The sequence below is a fragment of the Serratia marcescens genome, assembly GCF_006715005.1.
In the GTDB taxonomy this organism is placed as follows: Bacteria; Pseudomonadota; Gammaproteobacteria; order Enterobacterales; family Enterobacteriaceae; genus Serratia; species Serratia montpellierensis.
Map to the genome: position 1 here is coordinate 943332 of NZ_VFMJ01000001.1, position 18718 is coordinate 962049.

16 protein-coding genes are annotated in these 18718 nt (G+C 60.1%); 3 read left to right on the plus strand and 13 right to left on the minus strand.

The window, feature by feature from the left end:
• The 8 genes from FHU12_RS04530 to FHU12_RS04570 all read right to left on the minus strand — a co-directional run bounded on the left by FHU12_RS04530 (position 1) and on the right by FHU12_RS04570 (position 8771).
• Positions 1–1026, minus strand: coding sequence for an ABC transporter permease (locus FHU12_RS04530; RefSeq protein ID WP_141967677.1), 1026 nt, complete (start codon positions 1024–1026; stop codon positions 1–3).
• Positions 1023–2114: a microcin C ABC transporter permease YejB gene (locus FHU12_RS04535; protein WP_141967679.1), complete on the minus strand. Its 1092-nt coding sequence runs from the start codon at positions 2112–2114 to the stop codon at positions 1023–1025. Before FHU12_RS04535 ends, FHU12_RS04530 begins: the two co-directional genes overlap by 4 nt.
• Before the next feature lie 9 nt (positions 2115–2123).
• Complete coding sequence (locus FHU12_RS04540) at positions 2124–3932, minus strand: extracellular solute-binding protein (protein WP_141967681.1); 1809 nt, start codon at positions 3930–3932, stop codon at positions 2124–2126.
• Positions 3933–4025: 93 nt separating this feature from the next.
• The gene (pdeN, locus tag FHU12_RS04545; protein WP_141967683.1) at positions 4026–5609 is read right to left on the minus strand and encodes a cyclic di-3',5'-guanosine monophosphate phosphodiesterase PdeN; all 1584 of its coding nucleotides are present in this window, start codon (positions 5607–5609) and stop codon (positions 4026–4028) included.
• Positions 5610–5760: 151 nt separating this feature from the next.
• Entirely contained in the window at positions 5761–6009 is a 249-nt protein-coding gene (locus FHU12_RS04550) for a hypothetical protein (protein ID WP_141967684.1), read from the minus strand.
• Between the two features lie 12 nt (positions 6010–6021).
• The gene (gene mepS / locus FHU12_RS04555; RefSeq protein WP_038876300.1) at positions 6022–6597 is read right to left on the minus strand and encodes a bifunctional murein DD-endopeptidase/murein LD-carboxypeptidase; all 576 of its coding nucleotides are present in this window, start codon (positions 6595–6597) and stop codon (positions 6022–6024) included.
• Between the two features lie 409 nt (positions 6598–7006).
• A complete protein-coding gene (locus FHU12_RS04565) occupies positions 7007–7717 on the minus strand; it encodes a phosphatase PAP2 family protein (RefSeq protein ID WP_141967686.1) in 711 nt (236 codons plus the stop codon).
• A 79-nt stretch (positions 7718–7796) separates the two neighbouring features.
• Positions 7797–8771: a CobW family GTP-binding protein gene (locus FHU12_RS04570; protein ID WP_141967688.1), complete on the minus strand. Its 975-nt coding sequence runs from the start codon at positions 8769–8771 to the stop codon at positions 7797–7799.
• A gap of 307 nt (positions 8772–9078) precedes the next feature.
• Here FHU12_RS04570 and FHU12_RS04575 point away from each other — a divergent pair, with 307 nt between their 5' ends.
• On the plus strand, positions 9079–9387 hold the full coding sequence (locus FHU12_RS04575; RefSeq protein WP_141967690.1) for a YmdA family protein: 309 nt from the start codon (positions 9079–9081) through the stop codon (positions 9385–9387).
• A gap of 62 nt (positions 9388–9449) precedes the next feature.
• On the opposite strand, the gene FHU12_RS04580 is transcribed toward FHU12_RS04575, so the two are convergent.
• The gene (locus tag FHU12_RS04580; RefSeq protein WP_141967693.1) at positions 9450–10922 is read right to left on the minus strand and encodes a mannitol dehydrogenase family protein; all 1473 of its coding nucleotides are present in this window, start codon (positions 10920–10922) and stop codon (positions 9450–9452) included.
• 293 nt (positions 10923–11215) lie between these two features.
• On the opposite strand from FHU12_RS04580, the gene uxuA reads away from it, so the two are divergent.
• Positions 11216–12406 carry a mannonate dehydratase gene (gene uxuA, locus FHU12_RS04590; RefSeq protein WP_141967697.1) on the plus strand — a complete coding sequence of 397 codons (1191 nt, stop codon included), beginning with the start codon at positions 11216–11218 and terminating at the stop codon, positions 12404–12406.
• A gap of 43 nt (positions 12407–12449) precedes the next feature.
• On the opposite strand, the gene yeiP is transcribed toward uxuA, so the two are convergent.
• Entirely contained in the window at positions 12450–13022 is a 573-nt protein-coding gene (yeiP, locus tag FHU12_RS04595) for an elongation factor P-like protein YeiP (RefSeq protein ID WP_141967699.1), read from the minus strand.
• A 126-nt stretch (positions 13023–13148) separates the two neighbouring features.
• Entirely contained in the window at positions 13149–14393 is a 1245-nt protein-coding gene (gene mtr / locus FHU12_RS04600) for a tryptophan permease (protein WP_025303548.1), read from the minus strand.
• A gap of 262 nt (positions 14394–14655) precedes the next feature.
• Here mtr and FHU12_RS04605 point away from each other — a divergent pair, with 262 nt between their 5' ends.
• Positions 14656–14910 carry a YkgJ family cysteine cluster protein gene (locus tag FHU12_RS04605; RefSeq protein ID WP_019453627.1) on the plus strand — a complete coding sequence of 85 codons (255 nt, stop codon included), beginning with the start codon at positions 14656–14658 and terminating at the stop codon, positions 14908–14910.
• On the opposite strand, the gene FHU12_RS04610 is transcribed toward FHU12_RS04605, so the two are convergent.
• Complete coding sequence (locus tag FHU12_RS04610) at positions 14907–16082, minus strand: sugar efflux transporter (RefSeq protein WP_141967701.1); 1176 nt, start codon at positions 16080–16082, stop codon at positions 14907–14909. The genes FHU12_RS04605 and FHU12_RS04610 overlap by 4 nt on opposite strands.
• 155 nt (positions 16083–16237) lie before the next feature.
• The gene (gene torA, locus FHU12_RS04615; protein ID WP_141967703.1) at positions 16238–18712 is read right to left on the minus strand and encodes a trimethylamine-N-oxide reductase TorA; all 2475 of its coding nucleotides are present in this window, start codon (positions 18710–18712) and stop codon (positions 16238–16240) included.
• Positions 18713–18718: the final 6 nt, after the last annotated feature.

The following is an 18718-nucleotide window of genomic DNA, read 5'->3' on the forward strand; positions in this document are numbered from 1 at the left end:
TCAATGCGCCTTGCTGGGGTCAAAGGCGTCGCGCACCGCTTCGCCGATAAAGATTAATAACGACAGCAGCACCGCCAAGACCAGGAAGGCGGTGATGCCGAGCCACGGCGCCTGCAGATTGTTTTTGCCCTGCAGCAGTAATTCGCCGAGCGATGGCGAACCGATCGGCAGACCGAAACCGAGGAAGTCGAGCGACGTCAGGGTGGTGATCGAGCCGCAGAGGATAAACGGCAGGAAGGTCAGCGTCGCCACCATGGCGTTGGGCAGCATATGGCGGGACATGATCACCCGATCCGGCACGCCCATGGCGCGCGCGGCGCGGATGTAGTCAAAATTGTGGGTGCGCAGGAATTCGGCGCGCACCACGCCGACCAGGCTCATCCAGCCGAACAGGATGGTGATGCCGAGCAGCCACCAGAAATTGGGTTGGACGATGCTCGACAGCAGAATGATCAGAAACAGCGTCGGCATGCCCGACCACACTTCGATAAAGCGCTGCCCCCACAGATCGAAACGCCCGCCGTAATACCCCTGGGTCGCGCCGACGCACACGCCGATCAGGCTGGAAAACAGCGTCAACGCCAGGCCGAACAGCATCGAGATGCGAAAACCGTACAGAACACGAGCGAGCACGTCGCCGCCGTTGCTGTCGGTGCCGAGCAGGTTGTGGCGCGAAGGCGGCGAGGGGAAGGGCACCTCGGTGGCGAAGTTGATGGTGTCGTAGCTGAAACGGATCGGTGCCCAAACCGCCCAGCCGTGCCGTTCGATCTGCCGTTGGACGAACGGATCCTGATAGTCGGCTTCGGTGTTCAGCTCGCCGCCGAAGGCGGTTTCGCTGTAGTTAATCATAAACGGCAGGTACAAGCGGCCTTCATAACGCACCAACAGCGGTTTGTCGTTGGCGATCAGATCGGCGGCCAGGCTCAGCGTGAACAGCACCAAAAAGATCCACAACGACCAGTAGCCGCGGCGATTGCGGCGAAAACGCGCCCAGCGCGCCTGGTTGATCGGGCTAAGGCAGCTCATTGGCGGGCCTCGAAGTCAATGCGCGGATCGACCAGGGTGTAAGTGATATCGCTGAGGATATTCAACAGCAGGCCGATCAGGGTGAAGATATACAGCGTGCCGAACATCACCGGGTAGTCGCGCTGCAGCGTGGCGTCGTAGCCCAGCAGCCCCAGGCCGTTGAGCGAGAACATCACCTCAATCAGCAGCGAGCCGGTGAAGAACATGCTGATAAAGGTGGCCGGAAAACCGGCGATCACCAACAGCATGGCGTTGCGGAACACGTGGCGGTACAGGATCTTTTTCTCATCCAACCCCTTGGCGCGGGCGGTGGTGACGTACTGCTTGCGGATCTCGTCGAGGAACGAGTTCTTGGTCAGCATGGTCAGGGTAGCGAAGCCGCCGATCACCGTCGCCAGCACCGGTAGAGTGATGTGCCACAGATAGTCGGCGATCTTCGCCGGCCACGAGAGGGTGTCGAAGTTGCTGGACACCAGGCCGCGCAGCGGGAACCAGTCGAGGTAGCTGCCGCCGGCGAACAGCACGATCATCAGGATGGCGAACAGGAAAGCCGGAATGGCGTAGCCGATGATGATCAGCGTGCTGCTCCAGGTATCGAACGCGCTGCCGTTGTGGACGGCTTTGCGGATGCCGAGCGGAATCGACACCAGGTAGATGATCAGCGTGCTCCAAAGGCCCAGCGTGATGGAGACCGGCAGGCTCTGGCCGATCAGCTGCATCACCGAAGCGCCGCGAAACAGGCTGTCGCCGAAGTCGAAGCGCATATAGTTCCACAGCATGGTGAAGTAGCGTTCGTGCAGCGGTTTGTCGAAGCCGTAACGTTGGGTGATCTCGGCGATCACCTCCGGATCCAGGCCGCGTGAACCGCGATACTGGCCGTCGCCTGCCGCGATGCCCGCCCGGGCATGGCCCAGGCCTTCGCCGACACCGCCGCTGCCAAACCCGCTGCCGTGCCCGAGTTCAATGGCGGCGATGGCCTGATCGACCGGGCCGCCAGGGGCGATTTGCACGATAAAAAAGTTGATGGTGATGATCGCCCACAGCGTGGGGATCACCAATAACAGTCTGCGTATCAGATAGGCTGCCATTCCGACTCCTTATTGCCGCTGAGCCGGTAAACGCGCCGCCTTGTTGACGTCGTACCACCAGTTGTCGAAGCCAATCGCATAGGCCGGGCGGATTGGCGGCGTGGAGAATTTGTCCCAATAGGCGTAGCGATCGTGGTTGGAGTACCACATCGGCAGCATGTAGTTGTTCCAGATCAGCACCCGGTCCAGCGCGCGGCCGAGCGGCAGCAGGGCTTTTTCGTCGCCTTGATGGGCGGCGATTTGTCTCACCAGGCTGTCGACCGCCGGGTCTTTGACGCCGGCCGTGTTGTAACTGGAATCGATGTACTGCGAATCCCACAGGATTTGCAGATCGGCGCTGGGGAACGGCATCGCCATGTACACCGTCGACATCATGTCGAAATCGCGCTCGCGCATGCGGCGCGTATATTGCGAGGCGTCGACCTCGCGGATTTGCATCTCGATGCCCAACCGCTGCAGGTTGTGGCGGAACGGCAGCACATATTGGAAGTTGCTGCCGCTCAGCAGCATCAATTCAAAGGTGAACGGCTGGCCGGTTTTGGCGTTGACTAACTTTTGATTTTTGACCACCCAACCGGCTTCTTTCAGCAGTTGGGTCGCTTTCAGCAGATTTTGCCGATCGTTGCCGCTGCCGTCGGAGGAGGGCGGCTGGTAGATGCTGGTGAACACCTCCGGCGGCACCTGGCCTTTGAGCGGTGCCAGCAAGGCCAGTTCGGCGGCGTCCGGGTAGCTACGGGCGGCGTAGGCGGTGTTTTGGAAATAGCTGTCGGCGCGCTGATAGGCGTTGTAATACAACGCCTTGTTCATCCAGTTGAAGTCGAAAGCCAGGCCGATCGCTTCCCGTACCCGACGATCGGCGAACAGCGGTTTTTGCAGGTTGAACGCCAGCCAACGGGTATTCTGCGCCGCCTGGTTGGTCTCGTCCTGCTTGATGATGTAGTTGCGCGCGAAGTTGCCGCCCTGATACTGGGTGGCCCAGCTTTTGGGCGACGGCTCGATGCGGAAATCGTAAGCCCCGGCCTTGAAGGCTTCCAGCGCCACTTTATCGTCCAGGTAATAATCGTAGCGAATGCTGTCGAAGTTATAACGGCCGCGATTCACCGGCAGGTTGGCGGCCCAGTAGTCGCGTACTCGCTGATAGGTGATGTACTGACCGAGGCGGTAATCGCTGATTTTATACGGGCCGCTGGCGAGTGGCGGCGTGTTGAGCGGTTCATTGAGCTTATGGTTCTTCCAGAAGCTTTCCGGCAATACGCGCAGGCTGAGCAGGCTGAGGATTTGATCCCGATTCGCCTTAGGCAGTTCGATGCGCACGGTCAACCGGGAAATGGCCTTGACCGTGACGCCTTTGTAATAGGAGCGAAACTGCGGCACGCCTTCGGTCATGAATTTATTGAAGGTGAAGGCCACGTCGGCGGCGGTGATCGGGCTGCCGTCCTGGAAGCGGGCGCGGGCGTTGATATCCAATTCCATCCAGCGCATGTCGGCCGGGAAACGGGCCGATTCGGCAATCAACGGGTAATAGCTGCCGGGTTCGTCGTCGGAGTTGGTGAACAGCGTATCGTACAGCTCCATCGTGCGCTCGCCGGGCACGCCGCGGGTGGCGAAGCGGTTGAAGTTGTCGTAGGTGCCGATGGCCGCCAGCCGTACGTCTCCGCCCTTGGGCGCCGCCGGGTTGACGTAGTCGAAATGGCTGAAGTCGGTGGCGTATTTCGGTTCACCGAGAAGGGCGAAAGCGTAGCTTTCGTTGAGGGCTTCGGCCTGCAGACCGAAGCTCAGTGCCGAGAGCACCAGAGCAGCGAAAATGCGCACGGACATCGGACGGTAAGCTCCTGCTGTGGAATAAAGTACAACCTGCGCCCAGCATAACATTCTTCGGGCGGGCGCAGGGTAAAGATGCTTAAAGATTAACTATTTTTTTGCCTGATAATCAAAGACCTGATGAGCATTGCAGTAGGCGACGAAATCATCGATGCTCAGCGGCTTGCTGAAGTAGTATCCCTGCATGAAGTTGACGCCGTGTTCTTGCAGGAACTGCATCTGCTCGGCGGTTTCGACGCCTTCGGCCACCGTCAGCATTTTCAGCTTTTTCGCCAGCGAGATCACCGCATCCAGCACCGGCGCGGTGACCGTGTCCTGGCCGATGGTGTTGACGAAGCCACGGTCGATCTTCAGGTAATCCATGGTGAAGCGCTCAAGATAGATCAACGCGCTGTGGCCGGTGCCAAAATCGTCTACCGCGATCTCGATGCCCTGTTTGTGCAGCCAGTCAAACTCCGCCAGCGCGCTCTCTTCTTCCACCATGCCGCGCTCGGTGATTTCAAACACCAGCGTAAAGTAATCGCCCGGCAGCTGCGCCAACAGTTCATACACGTCCTGATGGAACGACGGCGCGCTAAGGTGGGCGGGGGAAATATTGAGACCGACTTTGCCTCCCCGTGGCAGCGCTTTGGCGAGCTGCGGTGCATCTTCGGCGATCAGCCTGAACAGATGGCGGGTAAGCGGCACGATCAGCCCGTTGCTTTCGGCGTAGGGGATAAAGACATCGGGCGGGATGCGGCCCTCGATCGGATGCTGCCAGCGGATCAGCGCTTCCAGCCCGCCGATGCTGTTGCTGTCGGTATGGAATACCGGCTGGTATTCGATAAAGAACTCGTTGCGCTTGATGCCGCGCAGCAGCGCGCGCTCCGGGCTTTGCCGCAGCAACAGCATGTAGTAGCAGAGTACGCCGATCATCAATGACAGCACCAGGCTGCCCAGCAGCGTCAGGCGAATGTCGTTGGGCGTCAGCTTCTCGTTGTAGAACAGGATGGTCAGCGGCAGATTGGGCAGCGGCAGGGTATCCGCCTTGCCTTTCGGTAGCTGATCGACCGGCATCAGGTTTGGGCTAAAAGTGGTCAGCGCGCGGTTGCCCATCACGATGGCGATGCCCGGCGCCTGTTCATCGTGCGAGGTGAACAGCAGATAGGGCATCAGATCGATGTCCAGCGTAGCGAGGATGCCGGTCGCCTGCTTGCCGGGATGCCGCAGCCAAACCGCAACCGCCGGCTTGTTTGGCACGATCGGCGTGCCCTGCTGCAGCTTCAGGTCCAGGGGCAGATTCCAGTCGATTTCCTGATAAAGGCTTTTCATCGGCAACATCATGTCGCCGGTGGCGGAGGAGCAATAGGCGTAGCCCTCCTTCACTAACAGGAAGGTGCGCACGCCGCTGGTAAAGGCCGCCTGGTAGGTAATGTCCGACTGGCTGGAGAGGCAAGGCTTGTCCAGCAGCGGCATCATTTGCTGCATCACTGCAGTCAGGTGTGAGATATAACCCAGCGTGAACTTTTGCGTACGCGCTTCGACTTTATGTTGATATTGCGTGCGCTGGTGGTTGATCAAAGAAAGCGTGACCGCGGTGAATAGCGTAAAAAATACCAGAGCGGCGACGCCGCTTTTAGCCAGGCTGCGCTGTCGGTGAGATACGCTGCGGGCGAAAGCCCGTTTCAAGCCCATAACCGAGTCCTCTGCAACAGGGCGTCAGGGGGGGCGCACTGCCAGTTAATGGATTGTACCAAGGGCTTTTTTTTCATTTTTGCCTTTTTATCCCGTACCAACCGGCGGCGCCGTTTAAATACGCGGCGTCGCCGACATAAATAGAGTGCGCTTATTTTAAGCGGAAACGTTTTAAATAACGCCGGGGTGCCGTTACCGTCATCTGACGATAATAGGCGAGTTTTTCCTCGACGGCGCGATTTCCTGCCAACAGTTTATCAAAATAATGGCGTGCGGCGGAGTTAAGGGGGAGAGGTGACGATAACCCAGGGATCAATTTCGATGGCACCTGTTTGACCGCCAAAAAAAAACGCCGCCCGTAGGCGGCGCTTATCGCTCGTTTGGTATTCAGAATCTTCAAGGCGATGCGCCGTCAGCCGCTGGTCAGCACCCGGCGCGCTTCTCGATAACGTTTGTCCCAATAGTTATCGGTCAGCTTGGAAATCATGACACCACTGCTGGTGGAGGCGTGAACGAACTGATCGTTGCCTAAATAGATGCCGACATGGCGCCCGGTAGAGCCGGCGCGGAACAGCACCAAATCGCCGGCACGCAGCTTAGTGCGCTGGATTTTCTTGCCGAGATCTTCCTGTTCATAGGTAGAGCGCGGTAAATCCATACCGAATTGTTCGCGGAAGGTGCGCTGCACAAACGCCGAGCAATCGATGCCGCGCTTGGTGTCACCGCCTAAGCGGTAGCGAACGCCTTTCCAATCCGCGTACTGATCCATAATCTTTGACTTGACGTCAACGTTGCGGACCATCGCTTCGAATTCATCCTGAGAGGCTTGCAGTAAAAGACCGTCTTTGTCATTAACTGCACGCATCTCAGTTTGTGCGTTATTCAAGTTCGAAGTGTGAGTCGAGCTGCACGCTGACAGCATAACCGCAGCGGCAATTGCAGGGACTACCCGCAAAAAATATCTCAGAAACGGTTGAGATTTGACCATTGTTGTTGTTTTCCCTTGAAGTCCTTAACGACGAAAGTCGCTACCTGAAAAATGCCAAACGGAACGAGCCTAGTCCGCACCTGCTGCATCGACAATCAGTTACCGCTGAAAACGTGCGGGAACGCACATTTTTATCGGATTCCATACTGATTCGACTTAAACCAGGCACAAACGCATCTGAGATTACCGGAACAAATAGGGGATTGCGAGCCTTTTTCCCGTCTTTTTTATATGAATTTGTGATGTAACATAATGTAAATCTTCATATAAAAAACGCCAATTGTCCGATGTATGAATCTGGCGTGAAATCAGGTTGCAAACCGTTAACGGACGGCGGAGACATTTTGCGCGCTGCGCGGGGGGAGAGCACGGGAGACGCGGGCCTCCCGGTATGAGTCATAGATACAAGTTATGGTTGGCTGGCGCGGTGCTTGCCGGGCAACAGGCGATTCAACCGTTCAATAATCCAGTCGCTGCATGGCGTCATCAGCACCCAACTGGCGCCAACCAGCACCACGGACAGCGAGCCGACGGCGATATCGGTAAACCAGTGGGCGCCAATCATCACGCGTGGCAATGAGAAGACCAGCGTAATCAGCAGGGCGATGGCGAAGGCGCCGCGGCCGAAATAGCGCAGCATAAAGCAGGAAAAAATAATCAGCATCATGCCGTGGTCGCCGGGGAAGCTGTCGCCGGAGGCGTCCTTGGTGGGGATGCCGGTCAATGCGCTGACGCGATTGATATTGTCGAAGGTCAGGGTTGGGCTCGGATGTTTCACCGGCAGCAGGTGACCAAACTGGTTCAGCACCACGGCGGTCAGCAGCATCACCACGCCGGTGATCACCAGGCGGCGTCGGCCGGCGGCGTCCTGCTTCAGGTAGAAGTACAGATACAGCAGACCCATGGCGAGCAGCGAAATGACATCAAACGCGCGGTTATTGGTGATGGCGACCAGATGCAAAAATGTCGGGTCGGTGGCCAGATGGCGATTAAAGAAGAAGAAGATCGCCGAATCCAGGGTAAACCAGCCGCCGTGATTGGCCGGCAAGAACCAGGACAGAAACAGCGCAACGCCCAGTAAGTTAAAGAAGAGAATGAAGGGTAAATTGCGGCGTGTCATGACATAAACCTGTTGGAAAAATGAAAACGAAACCAAACCCGGCCGCCCTGCGGAAACCGGGGGGGCAACGGTACGGGGTTTAACTTAAACGAATCTTAAACAAGGCGGATTGCAGGGCGTTCCAGTCGGTATTTTCGCTGTGGATCAGTTCAATCCGGCTATCGAGCGGCGCGAGCGGGCGGGTTTCGATGTTGAGATCCTGCCCCTGACGATTGATCAGCAATGTGCCTTCGGGGATGCGTACCACGCCTTTGGCGCGTTCGACCGGCGCCAGCCGCACCCACTCCATAAAGCCGACGGTGTCGAACTGGGTGTCGGCGTCAAAAATCCAGCCGCAGCTGGTGAAACCTTGTCCCTCGTTCAACGCTCGCCGCCAGCGGGCGTGCTCCGGCAATCGCAGCGCCGCCAGCCCCTGCGTTTTCGCCTGACCATGATGATGCTGCGCGTCCGGTAATTCTGCACGATTCGTGCGAGGAAGTGACAACAACGCGACATCCGCCTCGCCTTGCTCGATGGCGTAGCAGGGCCGCTGCAGCGGATCTTGTGCCCTCCAGGCTTCCAGCGCCAATCGATCTTCCGGCTGATAGGTATCGCTTTTGCTGGCCAGAATAACGTCGGCCGCGGCCAGCTGATCGCGGAAGTTTTCGTTGTCGCGGTAGCGGGGTTGGCTGAGCTGGCGGGCATCCAGCAGGCACAGCGTGGCCTGCAGATCGATCCAGCCGGCATAGCTCTCCTGGGTCAGCAGCGACAGGATTTGCTTCGGGTGTCCGAGCCCGGTCGGCTCAATCAGCAGCCGATCCGGTTTGGCCTGCTGCAGCAGCATATTCAAGCCCACCTGCATCGGCAGGCCGTTGACGCAGCACATGCAGCCGCCGGGGATCTCTTTGAGCACCGCGCCGCTGTCCGCCAGCAGCGCGCCGTCGATGCCTATTTCGCCGAATTCATTGACCAATACCGCCCAGCGTTCCTGTTCGGGCTTATGAGCCAGCAAATGGCGGATGGTGGTGGTTTTACCGCTGCCGAGAAAGCCGGTAATCAAATTGGTTTTGGTCATTAATCATTCCTGGTGCAAAAATTAACTTGCTTAATAAATGAGTTAGGCTGCCGGGGCGGCGATTTAATTTGTGCTCTATCTCGCAAATTTTGCACGTCACCCTGCGCTTTTCAACCGGTAAAATCCACCTTTCTTTGCAAGAAAATTCTTAGATAAAACCCTGTATTAGATGCGGTTAACTTTTGTTAGTAGCTTGTTTTTACATTGTTAATGACGCGATTAACGATCAAATCCTGTCCCTTTCCTTGCGATTATTCCTAACAAGATCCTCTATGGTTAAATTGGCTTAACTAAAAATGAGGTTGCCATGAATACCTTTCGGTTATTTTTGATCGTAGGAATGTTGTTTTCATGGACGGCAGTGAGTCATGCAGGAGTGGCCGGCGGGGTAATTCGCTTCGTCGGTTCTATCGTTGAAAGTCCTTGCACGGTCAAGATTGCAGATTCTAAGGCGAATACGCAATGTTACCGCAACGGCCAGCGTTATCAGGCCCAGCAAGCGTTGTCAGGTTTTGATGCTACACGCAAAGAACTTCCGCTAAATCTAGGCACAACCGAAATGAAGTGGGTAGACCAACAGAAAAAACTTGCTGTTATGACGGTCGTTTATCGTTAAGTCGTTCCGCCATGCCGGCGTAACGTTACGCCGGCATGGTTATTCTCACTCCTGCAGGCTCCTCACCGCATCACCCACTCCTTCACCGTTTCACGCGCCCCGCGATCGCGCAGCGACAAATAGGCTTGCGTCACCGTTTCTATAAACGCCGCATGCGCCGCCAGCGTTTCGCCGAACACCGATTTCAGCGCCAACAGCGCCGTTACGCGCTGCCGATCGTCCGGCGTGGCGGCGATAGTCTGTTGCAGCACGTCTGCCAGCGGATCGCGAATGTCGATCGGCTGACCGGCGTCATCGACGCCGCCGACGTAACGCATCCAGCCCGCCACGCCCAGCGCCAGCCCGCTATAGTCGCCGCCGTGCCGCAGATGCCAGCGAACGGCGTCCAGCAGGCGCTGCGGCAGCTTCTGCGAGCCGTCCATGGCGATCTGCCAGGTGAGGTGTTGCAGCGCGGGGTTGCTGAAGCGTGCGATAAGCTGTGCGGCGTAGTCGGGCAGGCTGATGCCGGTGACGCTCAGCGTCGGGGCCTGTTCGTCCAGCATTAACCGCAGGGCGGCGCGGCGGTAGTGCTCATCCGCCATGCACTCGTTGATGTAACGGTAGCCGCCCAGGTAGCCGAGGTAAGCCAGGAATGAGTGGCTGCCGTTCAGCATGCGCAGCTTCATGTGTTCAAACGGCAGCACATCGCTGACCAGTTGGACGCCGGCCTGCTCCCACGCTGGGCGTCCGGCGGCGAAGTTGTCTTCCACCACCCATTGGATGAAGGGCTCGCAGGCGATGGCGCATTCGTCGCGCACGCCGCCCAGCGCGGCGGCAATCTCATCCAGCGTGGCCGGCGTGGCGGCCGGCACGATGCGATCCACCATGGTGCAGGGGAAGGTGGCGGCGGTGGCGATCCAGTCGGCGAGCGCCGGATCCCGCACCTGCGCCAGATCGAGCACCGCCCGGCGCAGCACGTGGCCGTTCTCCGGAATATTATCGCAGGAGAGCAGGGAGAAGGCGGGCAGGCCGCGTTCGCGCCGCAGCCGCAGCGCTTCCACCAAAATGCCGGGCACGGTCTGCGGCTGGTGCGGCCACGCCAGATCGGCGACGATCCCCGAATGCTGTCGATCCAGCCGTCCGCTGCCGGGCTCGATGCAATAGCCTTTTTCGGTGATGGTCATCGAGACGATCGCCACCTGCGGCTCGGCCAGTTTCTCCAGCACCGCGGCAATGCCTTCCAGCTTGCGATGCAGGCTTTCATGCACCGCACCGACCACGATGGCCTGATGGCCGTCTGCGCCTTTCTCCAGCACGCTGTACAGATGATCCTGCTGCCGTAGCGCCTCAAACAGCGGCACGCCGCCGGAAAGACTGATTTCGCAAATGCCCCAATCGCCGCCGTGGGCGTTCAGCACCCGATCGGTCAGCAGCGCCTGATGCGCGCGGTGAAACGCGCCGAAGCCAAGGTGCACGATGCGGCTGCGCAGGGCCCGGCGGTCATAGTCCGGCTGCCGGACGGTGCTCGGCAGCGGGGTGTTGGCGATCGTTTTCATCTCATCTCCAAAACGGGTAAGACAGCTGGCGGGCCACTTGCGCCAAGTTAGCAGACCAGTTTTCCGCCGCGCAGGCAGGGTGGCACCGGTGATAAAAAACTGCGACCAGTGTAAGGATGTCGGCCAGCCAAAGGAATTGGTCAGTCCAAAATAAGCCAGAATCGTGAAGTGGATCAACCAATGAGGGGTTCGGTTTTGACAGCGCAGGGCGAAAGAGTACCTTAAAGATAACTGACATCTAAATTAAACTGGTATAACAGCATCGCGGTGCGAGACAGGCATAAGGACAAAACATGGAACAAACATGGCGTTGGTATGGCCCGAACGATCCGGTTTCTTTGGATGATGTGCGTCAGGCTGGGGCGACCGGAGTCGTGACGGCGCTGCATCATATCGCGAACGGCGAAGTCTGGCCGATCGACGAAATCCGCGCGCGGCAGGCGCTATTGGCGGAAAAGGGGCTGGTGTGGTCGGTGGTGGAGAGCGTGCCGGTGCATGAGGAGATCAAAACCCACAGCGGGGACTGGCAGCGGCATATCGCCCATTACCAGCAGACGCTGCGCAACCTGGCGGCCTGCGGCATCGATACCGTCTGCTACAACTTCATGCCGATCCTCGACTGGACGCGTACCGATCTGACCTATTTGCTGCCGGACGGCGCCAAGGCGCTGCGTTTCGATCAGATCGCCTTCGCCGCGTTCGAGCTGCATATCCTGCAGCGCGCCGGCGCTGAGGCGGACTATACGCCGCAAGAGCGCAGCCAGGCGGCGGCCTATTTCGCCGCCATGAGCGAGGAGGAGAAGGCCACGCTGACCGGCAATATCATCGCCGGGCTGCCGGGAGCGGAAGAGGGCTACACGCTGGAGCAGTTCCGCCGCCGCTTGGCGGAATATGACGGCATCGATAAGGCGCAACTGCGCGAAAACATGGCGGTCTTTCTGCGTGCCATCGTGCCGGTGGCGGAAGAGGCCGGCATCCGGCTGGCGGTGCACCCGGACGATCCGCCGCGGCCGATCCTCGGCCTGCCGCGCATCGTCTCCACGATTGAAGACATGCAGTGGCTGAAGCAGACCGTCGACAGCATTTATAACGGTTTCACCCTGTGCACCGGTTCATACGGCGTGCGCGCCGACAACGATCTGGTGCGGATGATTGAAACCTTCGGCGATCGCATTCACTTTACCCACCTGCGCGCCACCTGCCGCGAGGAGAACCCGAAAAGCTTCCACGAGGGGGCGCACCTGCAGGGCGATGTGGACATGGTGGCGGTGATCGAAGCGATCCTGACCGAAGAGCTGCGTCGGCAGCGGGCCGGCGATCGGCGGCCGATCCCGATGCGCCCCGATCATGGGCATCAGATGCTGGACGACTTGAAAAAGAAAACCAATCCGGGCTATTCGGCCATCGGGCGGTTGAAAGGGCTGGCGGAGTTGCGCGGCGTCGAGCTGGCGCTCAAGCGGCGCTTTTTCCCGGCGTTGCCGTAGCGGAAAATGAAACGGGGCCGAGCATCGGCCCCGTTGGCGTCGACTAGTCGGCGCGGCTCATGTAGCGGCGTTCGGCGATATGAATGCGAATTTTTTCGCCGGCGCTGAGGTATTCCGGCACGTGGATCACCAGACCGGTCGCCATGGTGGCCGGTTTGTTGCGGGCGCTGGCGGAGGCGCCTTTGATGCCCGGCGCGGTCTCGACGATTTCCATATCTACGGTCTGCGGCAGCTCCAGCGCCAGCACCTGACCATCCAGCGTCAGCACCTGCATGCCCGGCAGGCCGCCTTCCGGAATGAACAGCAGCTCGTCTTCGATCTGGTCTTTCTTGAAGATGTACGGCGTGTAATCCTCGTCATCCATGAACACGTATTCTTCGCCGTCGATATAGGAGAAGTTCACCTTGCGGCGCGACAGGGAAATGGTGTCCAGGATATCGTCGCCCTTGAAGCGTTCTTCCACTTTCAGGCCGGTGCGCACGTCGGAGAAGCGCATTTTGTACAGGGTGCTGGCGCCGCGGGCGCTCGGGCTCTGCACGTCGATATCTTTTACCAGCAGCAGCTTGCCGTTGTAGCTGATCGCCATGCCGCGCTTAATTTCGTTAGCTCTTGCCATTTCAATTCATCCGCAATGAAGAGTATTAGAGAAGTTGCGACAAGGTACTCGCGCCGCCGATTTCAGGCAATAGCCCGGCGTAAAAACAGTGCGGGAAAGGGAGAGCAGGCGCTCTCCCTTCGCGGATTAGTGGAAGACCGGCAGCAGACCGAACAGCGACAGGATATGTGCGGCGGCGTTGATCAAGCCGAACAGGATGACGAACAGGATCACGCCGTTGCCGCCCGGTGCGCGGTAACCCGCCTGCGGATAGCGGCGGCGGCTGGCGCGCGCCATCAGCGCCGGCACGATCACTGCCCAAATGGTGGCCGCCAGCCCGGCGAAGCCGATGGCGTACAGGAAACCGTTCGGGAACAGCAGCGCGGCCAGGGTCGGCGGCACAAAGGTCACCAGCGCGGTCTTGCTGCGCCCGACGGCGTCGTCCTTGAACTTGCAGAAGTCCGCCAGGTAGTCGAACAGGCCCAGCGACACGCCGAGGAACGAGCTGGCCAGCGCCATATAGGAGAAGGCGTTCAGCAGTTGGCTGACGGTCTGGCTGCTGGAGACGTTGCCCATTTGCTTGAGCAGGCTGCCGATATTGCCGCCTTCGGCGATCACCTGCTTAAAGGCGTCGCGCGCGATATTGCCCTGAATCACATACTGCCACAGGATGTAGATAGCCAATGCCAGCAGGGTGCCGTACACCAGGCTGCGCACCACGGAGCTGCTGTCCTTGTGGTAGTACTTCACCAGCCCGGGAATGTTGCCGTGGTAGCCGAACGAGGTCAGCAGGTAAGGCAGCGCCGCCAGGGCGTAAGGCAGATAGCTGGCCTGGTCATCGCCGGTGTTGAACAGCACCGCGGGCTGCACGTGGGTGAACATGTCGCCCACGGACATCACGAAGGTGATCACCATGCCGCCGATCAGAATGGTGCTCAGGCGGTCGACCGCGCGGGTGGAGAGCCAGACGATAAACGCCACGACCAGTGCGAATACCAGGCCGGCGGTGGTCTGGCCGACGCCGACGATGCCCTCCAGCGTATGCGCGATAATCGAGCCGCCGGCGGAGATATAGGCGTAGGTCAGGATGTAGAGTACGAACGCCACCGACAGGCCGTTCACGGCGTTCCAGCCCTTACCCAGCAGATCTTTGACCATGGTGTTGAAGCTGGCGCCGCTCGGGTAGTGCAGCGTGGCTTCGAGGATCATCAAGCCAGAAAGCAACATGCAGGCCCAGGTATACACCAGCAGCGCGACGGAGCCGCTGAACCAGACACCGGAAGTGACGATCGGAATGGAAAACATGCCGGCGCCAACGGCGGTTCCGGCAATGATCATCGCGCCGCCGAGGACGGAAGGGCGGGCCAGCTTCTGGATGGTGTCCGTAGACATGCGTGCTCCTGATGGAAGAGGTTCTTTTGTACTAGCTCAATGGTACATGGGTGTATGGCGCATGTAAAGTGGGGTAATTGCACGTTTCACGCATTTTCGCGTTTAAATAAAGGTTTATTGAGCGTTTATTCGCCATGGATGAGCCGGCCGGCGCAGGGCGATGAGTGTAAAGATCGCCGGGGCGCAGGGATTCTGCTGGCGGCCACCGCGCGCGGCTGCTATTGTCGCGCTTCTTTTCCCCAGCCCACCAGGAGTAGCGCTGATGGACTGTCGCAGCGACTGCGGCGCCTGCTGTATCGCGCCGTCAATATCCAGCCCGATCCCCGGCATGCCGAACGGCAAGCCCGCCAATACCCGCTGCATTCATCTGGATGAACAACTGCGCTGCGGCCTGTTTCATTCGCCGCTGCGGCCGAAAGTGTGCGGCAGCCTGCAGCCGAGCCGCGATATGTGCCACGATCACCGCGATCAGGCGCTGATCTACCTCGCCAGACTGGAAGCGGACACCGCGCCCTAAACTTCCCTCAGCTTCCACAGACACAGCGTCGCACCTGCCGCCATCGCCAGCGCGGCGTAAAATACCGCATGGTAGTTCCAGATTTCCGCCACCGCACCGGCGATGGCGCCGGCGATGACCCAGCCGACCCGAATGGTGTTGGTGAACAGCGTGGTGGCCGTGCCGGCCTGGCCGGGCATCAAATCCTGGAAGTAGAGCATGCCGATCCCCGCCAGCACGCCGATAAACGCCGCATTCAGCAGCTGCAGGGCGATGAGTTGGCCACTGCCGGTGATAAACAGCAGGCCGCAATAGAACAACGCGCCGGCGACGGCGGCGCCGCGCATCAAGCAACGCTTGCCGCAGCGTTTCGCCACCAGACCGGCGATCAGCATGATCGGGATTTCCAGCCCGGCGGCGGTGCCCATCAGCACGCCGACCAGCCGCTCCGGCAGCCGCAGTTCGTGCACCATATACAGCGGCATATTGATCAGGTACATACTGTTGGCGGTCCACATCAAGGTGCTGGCGCCAAACAGCAGCAGCGCATCACGGCGATGCTGGCGCGGTGCGGCCAGGGGCGCACTCGCTGCCGCGGTTTTCGGCATGGAAGGCAGCCGTTTCCACACCAGCAGGCCGCACAGCACAAAGGCCGCCGCGCCCGCCAGGTACATGGCCTTGAAGCCGAAGCCCAGCGCCAGCGCGAAGGCGATCGGCGGGCCAATGACCCAGGCGAGCGAGACCTGGGCGCGCATGATGGAGGTGAACATGACCGCCTCGCGGCCGGTGCGATCGGCGTGTTCGCGCGCCAGAGCGAACATTTGCGGGTTAGCGGTGGAACCGAAGCTGGTGAGCAGTACGCCGACGAGCAGCAGCAGGTAATAGTTGCGGCTCCAGGCGAACAGCGTGAACCCCAGCGCCCCCAGCATACAGCAGAGGAAGATCAGTGATTTGCGGTCGCCTTTTTTATCCGAGCGGCCGGCGAGAAACTGGCTGACCAGAATGCCGATCACCGCGCTGCCGGTAAAGAACAGCCCAACCAGCGCCGGCCGCACCTTGACTTCGGTTTCCAAAAACAGGCTCAGCGTCGGGGTTTGCAACGCACCGGCGATGCCGGTCAGGAACGCCACCGCCAAAAAGGCCAGCGAAGTGAGATCGGGCGTGCGTCGCGTTACTGCGGATGAAGTCGGCATGGCGGTTGAGAATTCGTCGAAAAAGGGAGGTCGCGCGCATCATACGCCCGTTGAAAAGAAACGCAAACCGCTATCCATTGGCGCAGGGTAAGCGAATATGTCGCGCGGCGACGTGAAAAAAGGGGCGCGTTGCGCCCCCCTTGCTTGCCGGTAAATCAGGCGCCTTGCGGCACCGCGTGCGCGGTATTTTTCAGCGCCGGCCCCTGATATTTCTCGATCTGCAGCTGCGCCATCTGCCCGCAGTTGCCCTGCGCCAGGCTGGAAGAGCCGATATCGAAGGTCAGGCAGTTGACGTTGCCGTTCTTGCACAGCGAGCCGGGCTGCGCCGGATCGGCCGGATCGAACCAGGCGCCTTCACTGATGCGCACCACGCCAGGCCGCACGTCTTCGCTGACCACCGCGCCCACCAGGATCTGGCCGCGATCGTTGAACGCCCGCACCAGATCGCCGCCGCTGATGCCGCGCGGCTGCGCGTCCTGCGGGTGGATCAGGATCGCTTCACGATCCGCTACCGCGTATTTCTCGCGCAGCGGCGTGTTGTCGAGCTGAGAATGCAGCCGGTTGGTCGGGTGGGCGGTATTGAGCGACAGCGGATATTTGGCCGCTTCCGGTCCGCGGTACCACTCGTGCGGTGGCATCCAGGTCGGGATGCCGGGGCAATCCGCATAATGCATTTTGGCAATCGCATCGGAGTAGATTTCAATCTTGCCCGACGGCGTGCCCAGCGGGTTCAGCAGCGGGTTGTCACGATAATCGGCGAAGCGCACCCACTGCGTGTTGGCCTCCGGCACCGGGAAGCGCACGTAGTTGTTGGATTGCCAGAACATGTCGAACGGCGGCAGCGCCACCCGCGCGGCGCGCGCCTGGTTCTTCATGTCGTCGTACATGCCTTTCAGCCACTGGGTTTCGTCCTTGCCCTCGGTAAAGGCTTCCTGTACGCCCAGCCTGGCCGCCATCGCCGAGAAGATGTCGAAGTCGCTGCGCGACTCGTGCTGCGGCGGCACGCATTGATGCATCGGGAACACGTAGAGCTGCGAATAGTCGCCCCCCATCTCCAGATCGTTGCGCTCGTAGCTGGTGGTGGCCGGCAGCACGATGTCGGCATGCTTGGCGGTGGCGGTCCAGTAAGGCTCGTTGACCACGATGGTGTCCGGCCGCTGCCAGGCTTTGACCAGGTTATTGGTGTCCTGATGCTGGTGGAAGGTGTTGCCGCCCGCCACATACACCATTTTCACCTCAGGGTAGGTGACCTTGGCTCCGTTGAAGTCGATGGTTTTGCCCGGGTTGCTCAGGCATTCGGCGATGCGCGCCACCGGGATCGGCGCCGGGGAGTTCTTCGGCGCGTTGCCGGCGGAGATGCCGGCGATGATGCCGCCCTTGGCGGTCGGGCTGCCGCCGGAGGAATAGTGGTAGCTGAAGCCGAAGCCGCCGCCCGGCAGGCCGATCTGGCCGAGCATCGCCGCCACCGTCACCAGCAGCCAGTGCTGCTGTTCGCCGTGGTGCTGGCGCTGAATGCCCCAGCCGCCCATGATCATGGTGCGATGCTTCGCCATCTCGCGCGCCAGACCGCGCAGCGTGTCGGCATCGACGCCGCTGATGTCGGCCGCCCATTCGGCGGTTTTCGCCACGCCGTCGCTCTCGCCCAGCAGGTAGGCCTGGAACTTGTCGAAGCCGACGGTGTAGGTTTTCAGGAAGTCCGGGTTATGCAGCTTCTCGGTCAGCAGCGTGTGGGCGATGCCGATCAGCATGGCGCCGTCGGTATAAGGACGCGGGGCGATCCACTGCGCATTGACGAACTTGGCGCTGTCGCTGTGCACCGGATCGATGCTGATCACCCGGGTGCCTTTCTTCTTCAGCGCCTCGAAGCCGGTCTGGCCGACGTGATCCGGCACGTTCCAGCTGTTTTTCAGCGTGACCATCGGGTTGCAGCCCCACAGGATCACCAGCTCGCTGTTCTCGATCACGTTCGGCCAGGCGGTCTGCTGTTCGTAGACCTCCATTGAGCCGACCACGTGCGACATGATCACCTGTGCCGCGCCGGTGGAGTAGTCGCCGGCGTAGCCGAGGAAACCGCCGGTCAGGTTCATCAGGCGCTGCAGCAGCGTGCGGCTGTTGTGCAGCATGCCGACGCTTTTCCAGCCGTAGGAACCGGCGTAGATCGACTGCGGCCCGTAATCTTTTTGCAGGCGAGTGATCTCATTGCACACCAGCTCGGTCGCTTTGTCCCAGCTGACGCGCACCCACTCGTCACGGCCGCGCAGCTCGGTGCGGCTGCCGGGGCCGCCTTCCAGCCAGCTTTTACGCACCATCGGGTATTTGATGCGGTTCTCGGCGTGCACCTGATAAGGCGCCATGGTGATCAGCTCATTGGGATACGGATCGTCCTGCACCGGCTGCACGCCGACCATCTTGCCGTCCTGCACGATGGCCTCAAACGCGCCCCAGTGGGCGCCGGTCAGGATGCCTTTTTGCGCCTGACGCAAGACGATGAACTGCGGCAGCGCTTCGCTGATGGCCTGCGCCAGCGCCGCTTTGGGCCATAAGCCTGCCAGCAGCGGGGCGGTGGCCAGCGCGGCGGCGCCGGTCAGGAAGCGGCGGCGGCTCATTGTTAACGGTTGTTGGTTGCTCATTGCGCT

Bases quoted from the DNA above. Each gene is read 5' to 3' on its own strand.
- torA (WP_141967703.1), bottom strand. From the start codon at position 18,712: ATGAGCAACCAACAACCGTTAACAATGAGCCGCCGCCGCTTCCTGACC.
- mepS (WP_038876300.1), bottom strand. From the start codon at position 6,597: ATGGTCAAATCTCAACCGTTTCTGAGATATTTTTTGCGGGTAGTCCCT.
- mtr (WP_025303548.1), bottom strand. From the start codon at position 14,393: ATGTCTACGGACACCATCCAGAAGCTGGCCCGCCCTTCCGTCCTCGGC.
- FHU12_RS04565 (WP_141967686.1), bottom strand. From the start codon at position 7,717: ATGACACGCCGCAATTTACCCTTCATTCTCTTCTTTAACTTACTGGGC.
- FHU12_RS04580 (WP_141967693.1), bottom strand. From the start codon at position 10,922: ATGAAAACGATCGCCAACACCCCGCTGCCGAGCACCGTCCGGCAGCCG.
- FHU12_RS04605 (WP_019453627.1), top strand. From the start codon at position 14,656: ATGGACTGTCGCAGCGACTGCGGCGCCTGCTGTATCGCGCCGTCAATA.
- FHU12_RS04575 (WP_141967690.1), top strand. From the start codon at position 9,079: ATGAATACCTTTCGGTTATTTTTGATCGTAGGAATGTTGTTTTCATGG.
- pdeN (WP_141967683.1), bottom strand. From the start codon at position 5,609: ATGGGCTTGAAACGGGCTTTCGCCCGCAGCGTATCTCACCGACAGCGC.
- FHU12_RS04530 (WP_141967677.1), bottom strand. From the start codon at position 1,026: ATGAGCTGCCTTAGCCCGATCAACCAGGCGCGCTGGGCGCGTTTTCGC.
- yeiP (WP_141967699.1), bottom strand. From the start codon at position 13,022: ATGGCAAGAGCTAACGAAATTAAGCGCGGCATGGCGATCAGCTACAAC.
- FHU12_RS04540 (WP_141967681.1), bottom strand. From the start codon at position 3,932: ATGTCCGTGCGCATTTTCGCTGCTCTGGTGCTCTCGGCACTGAGCTTC.
- FHU12_RS04535 (WP_141967679.1), bottom strand. From the start codon at position 2,114: ATGGCAGCCTATCTGATACGCAGACTGTTATTGGTGATCCCCACGCTG.
- FHU12_RS04570 (WP_141967688.1), bottom strand. From the start codon at position 8,771: ATGACCAAAACCAATTTGATTACCGGCTTTCTCGGCAGCGGTAAAACC.
- FHU12_RS04610 (WP_141967701.1), bottom strand. From the start codon at position 16,082: ATGCCGACTTCATCCGCAGTAACGCGACGCACGCCCGATCTCACTTCG.
- uxuA (WP_141967697.1), top strand. From the start codon at position 11,216: ATGGAACAAACATGGCGTTGGTATGGCCCGAACGATCCGGTTTCTTTG.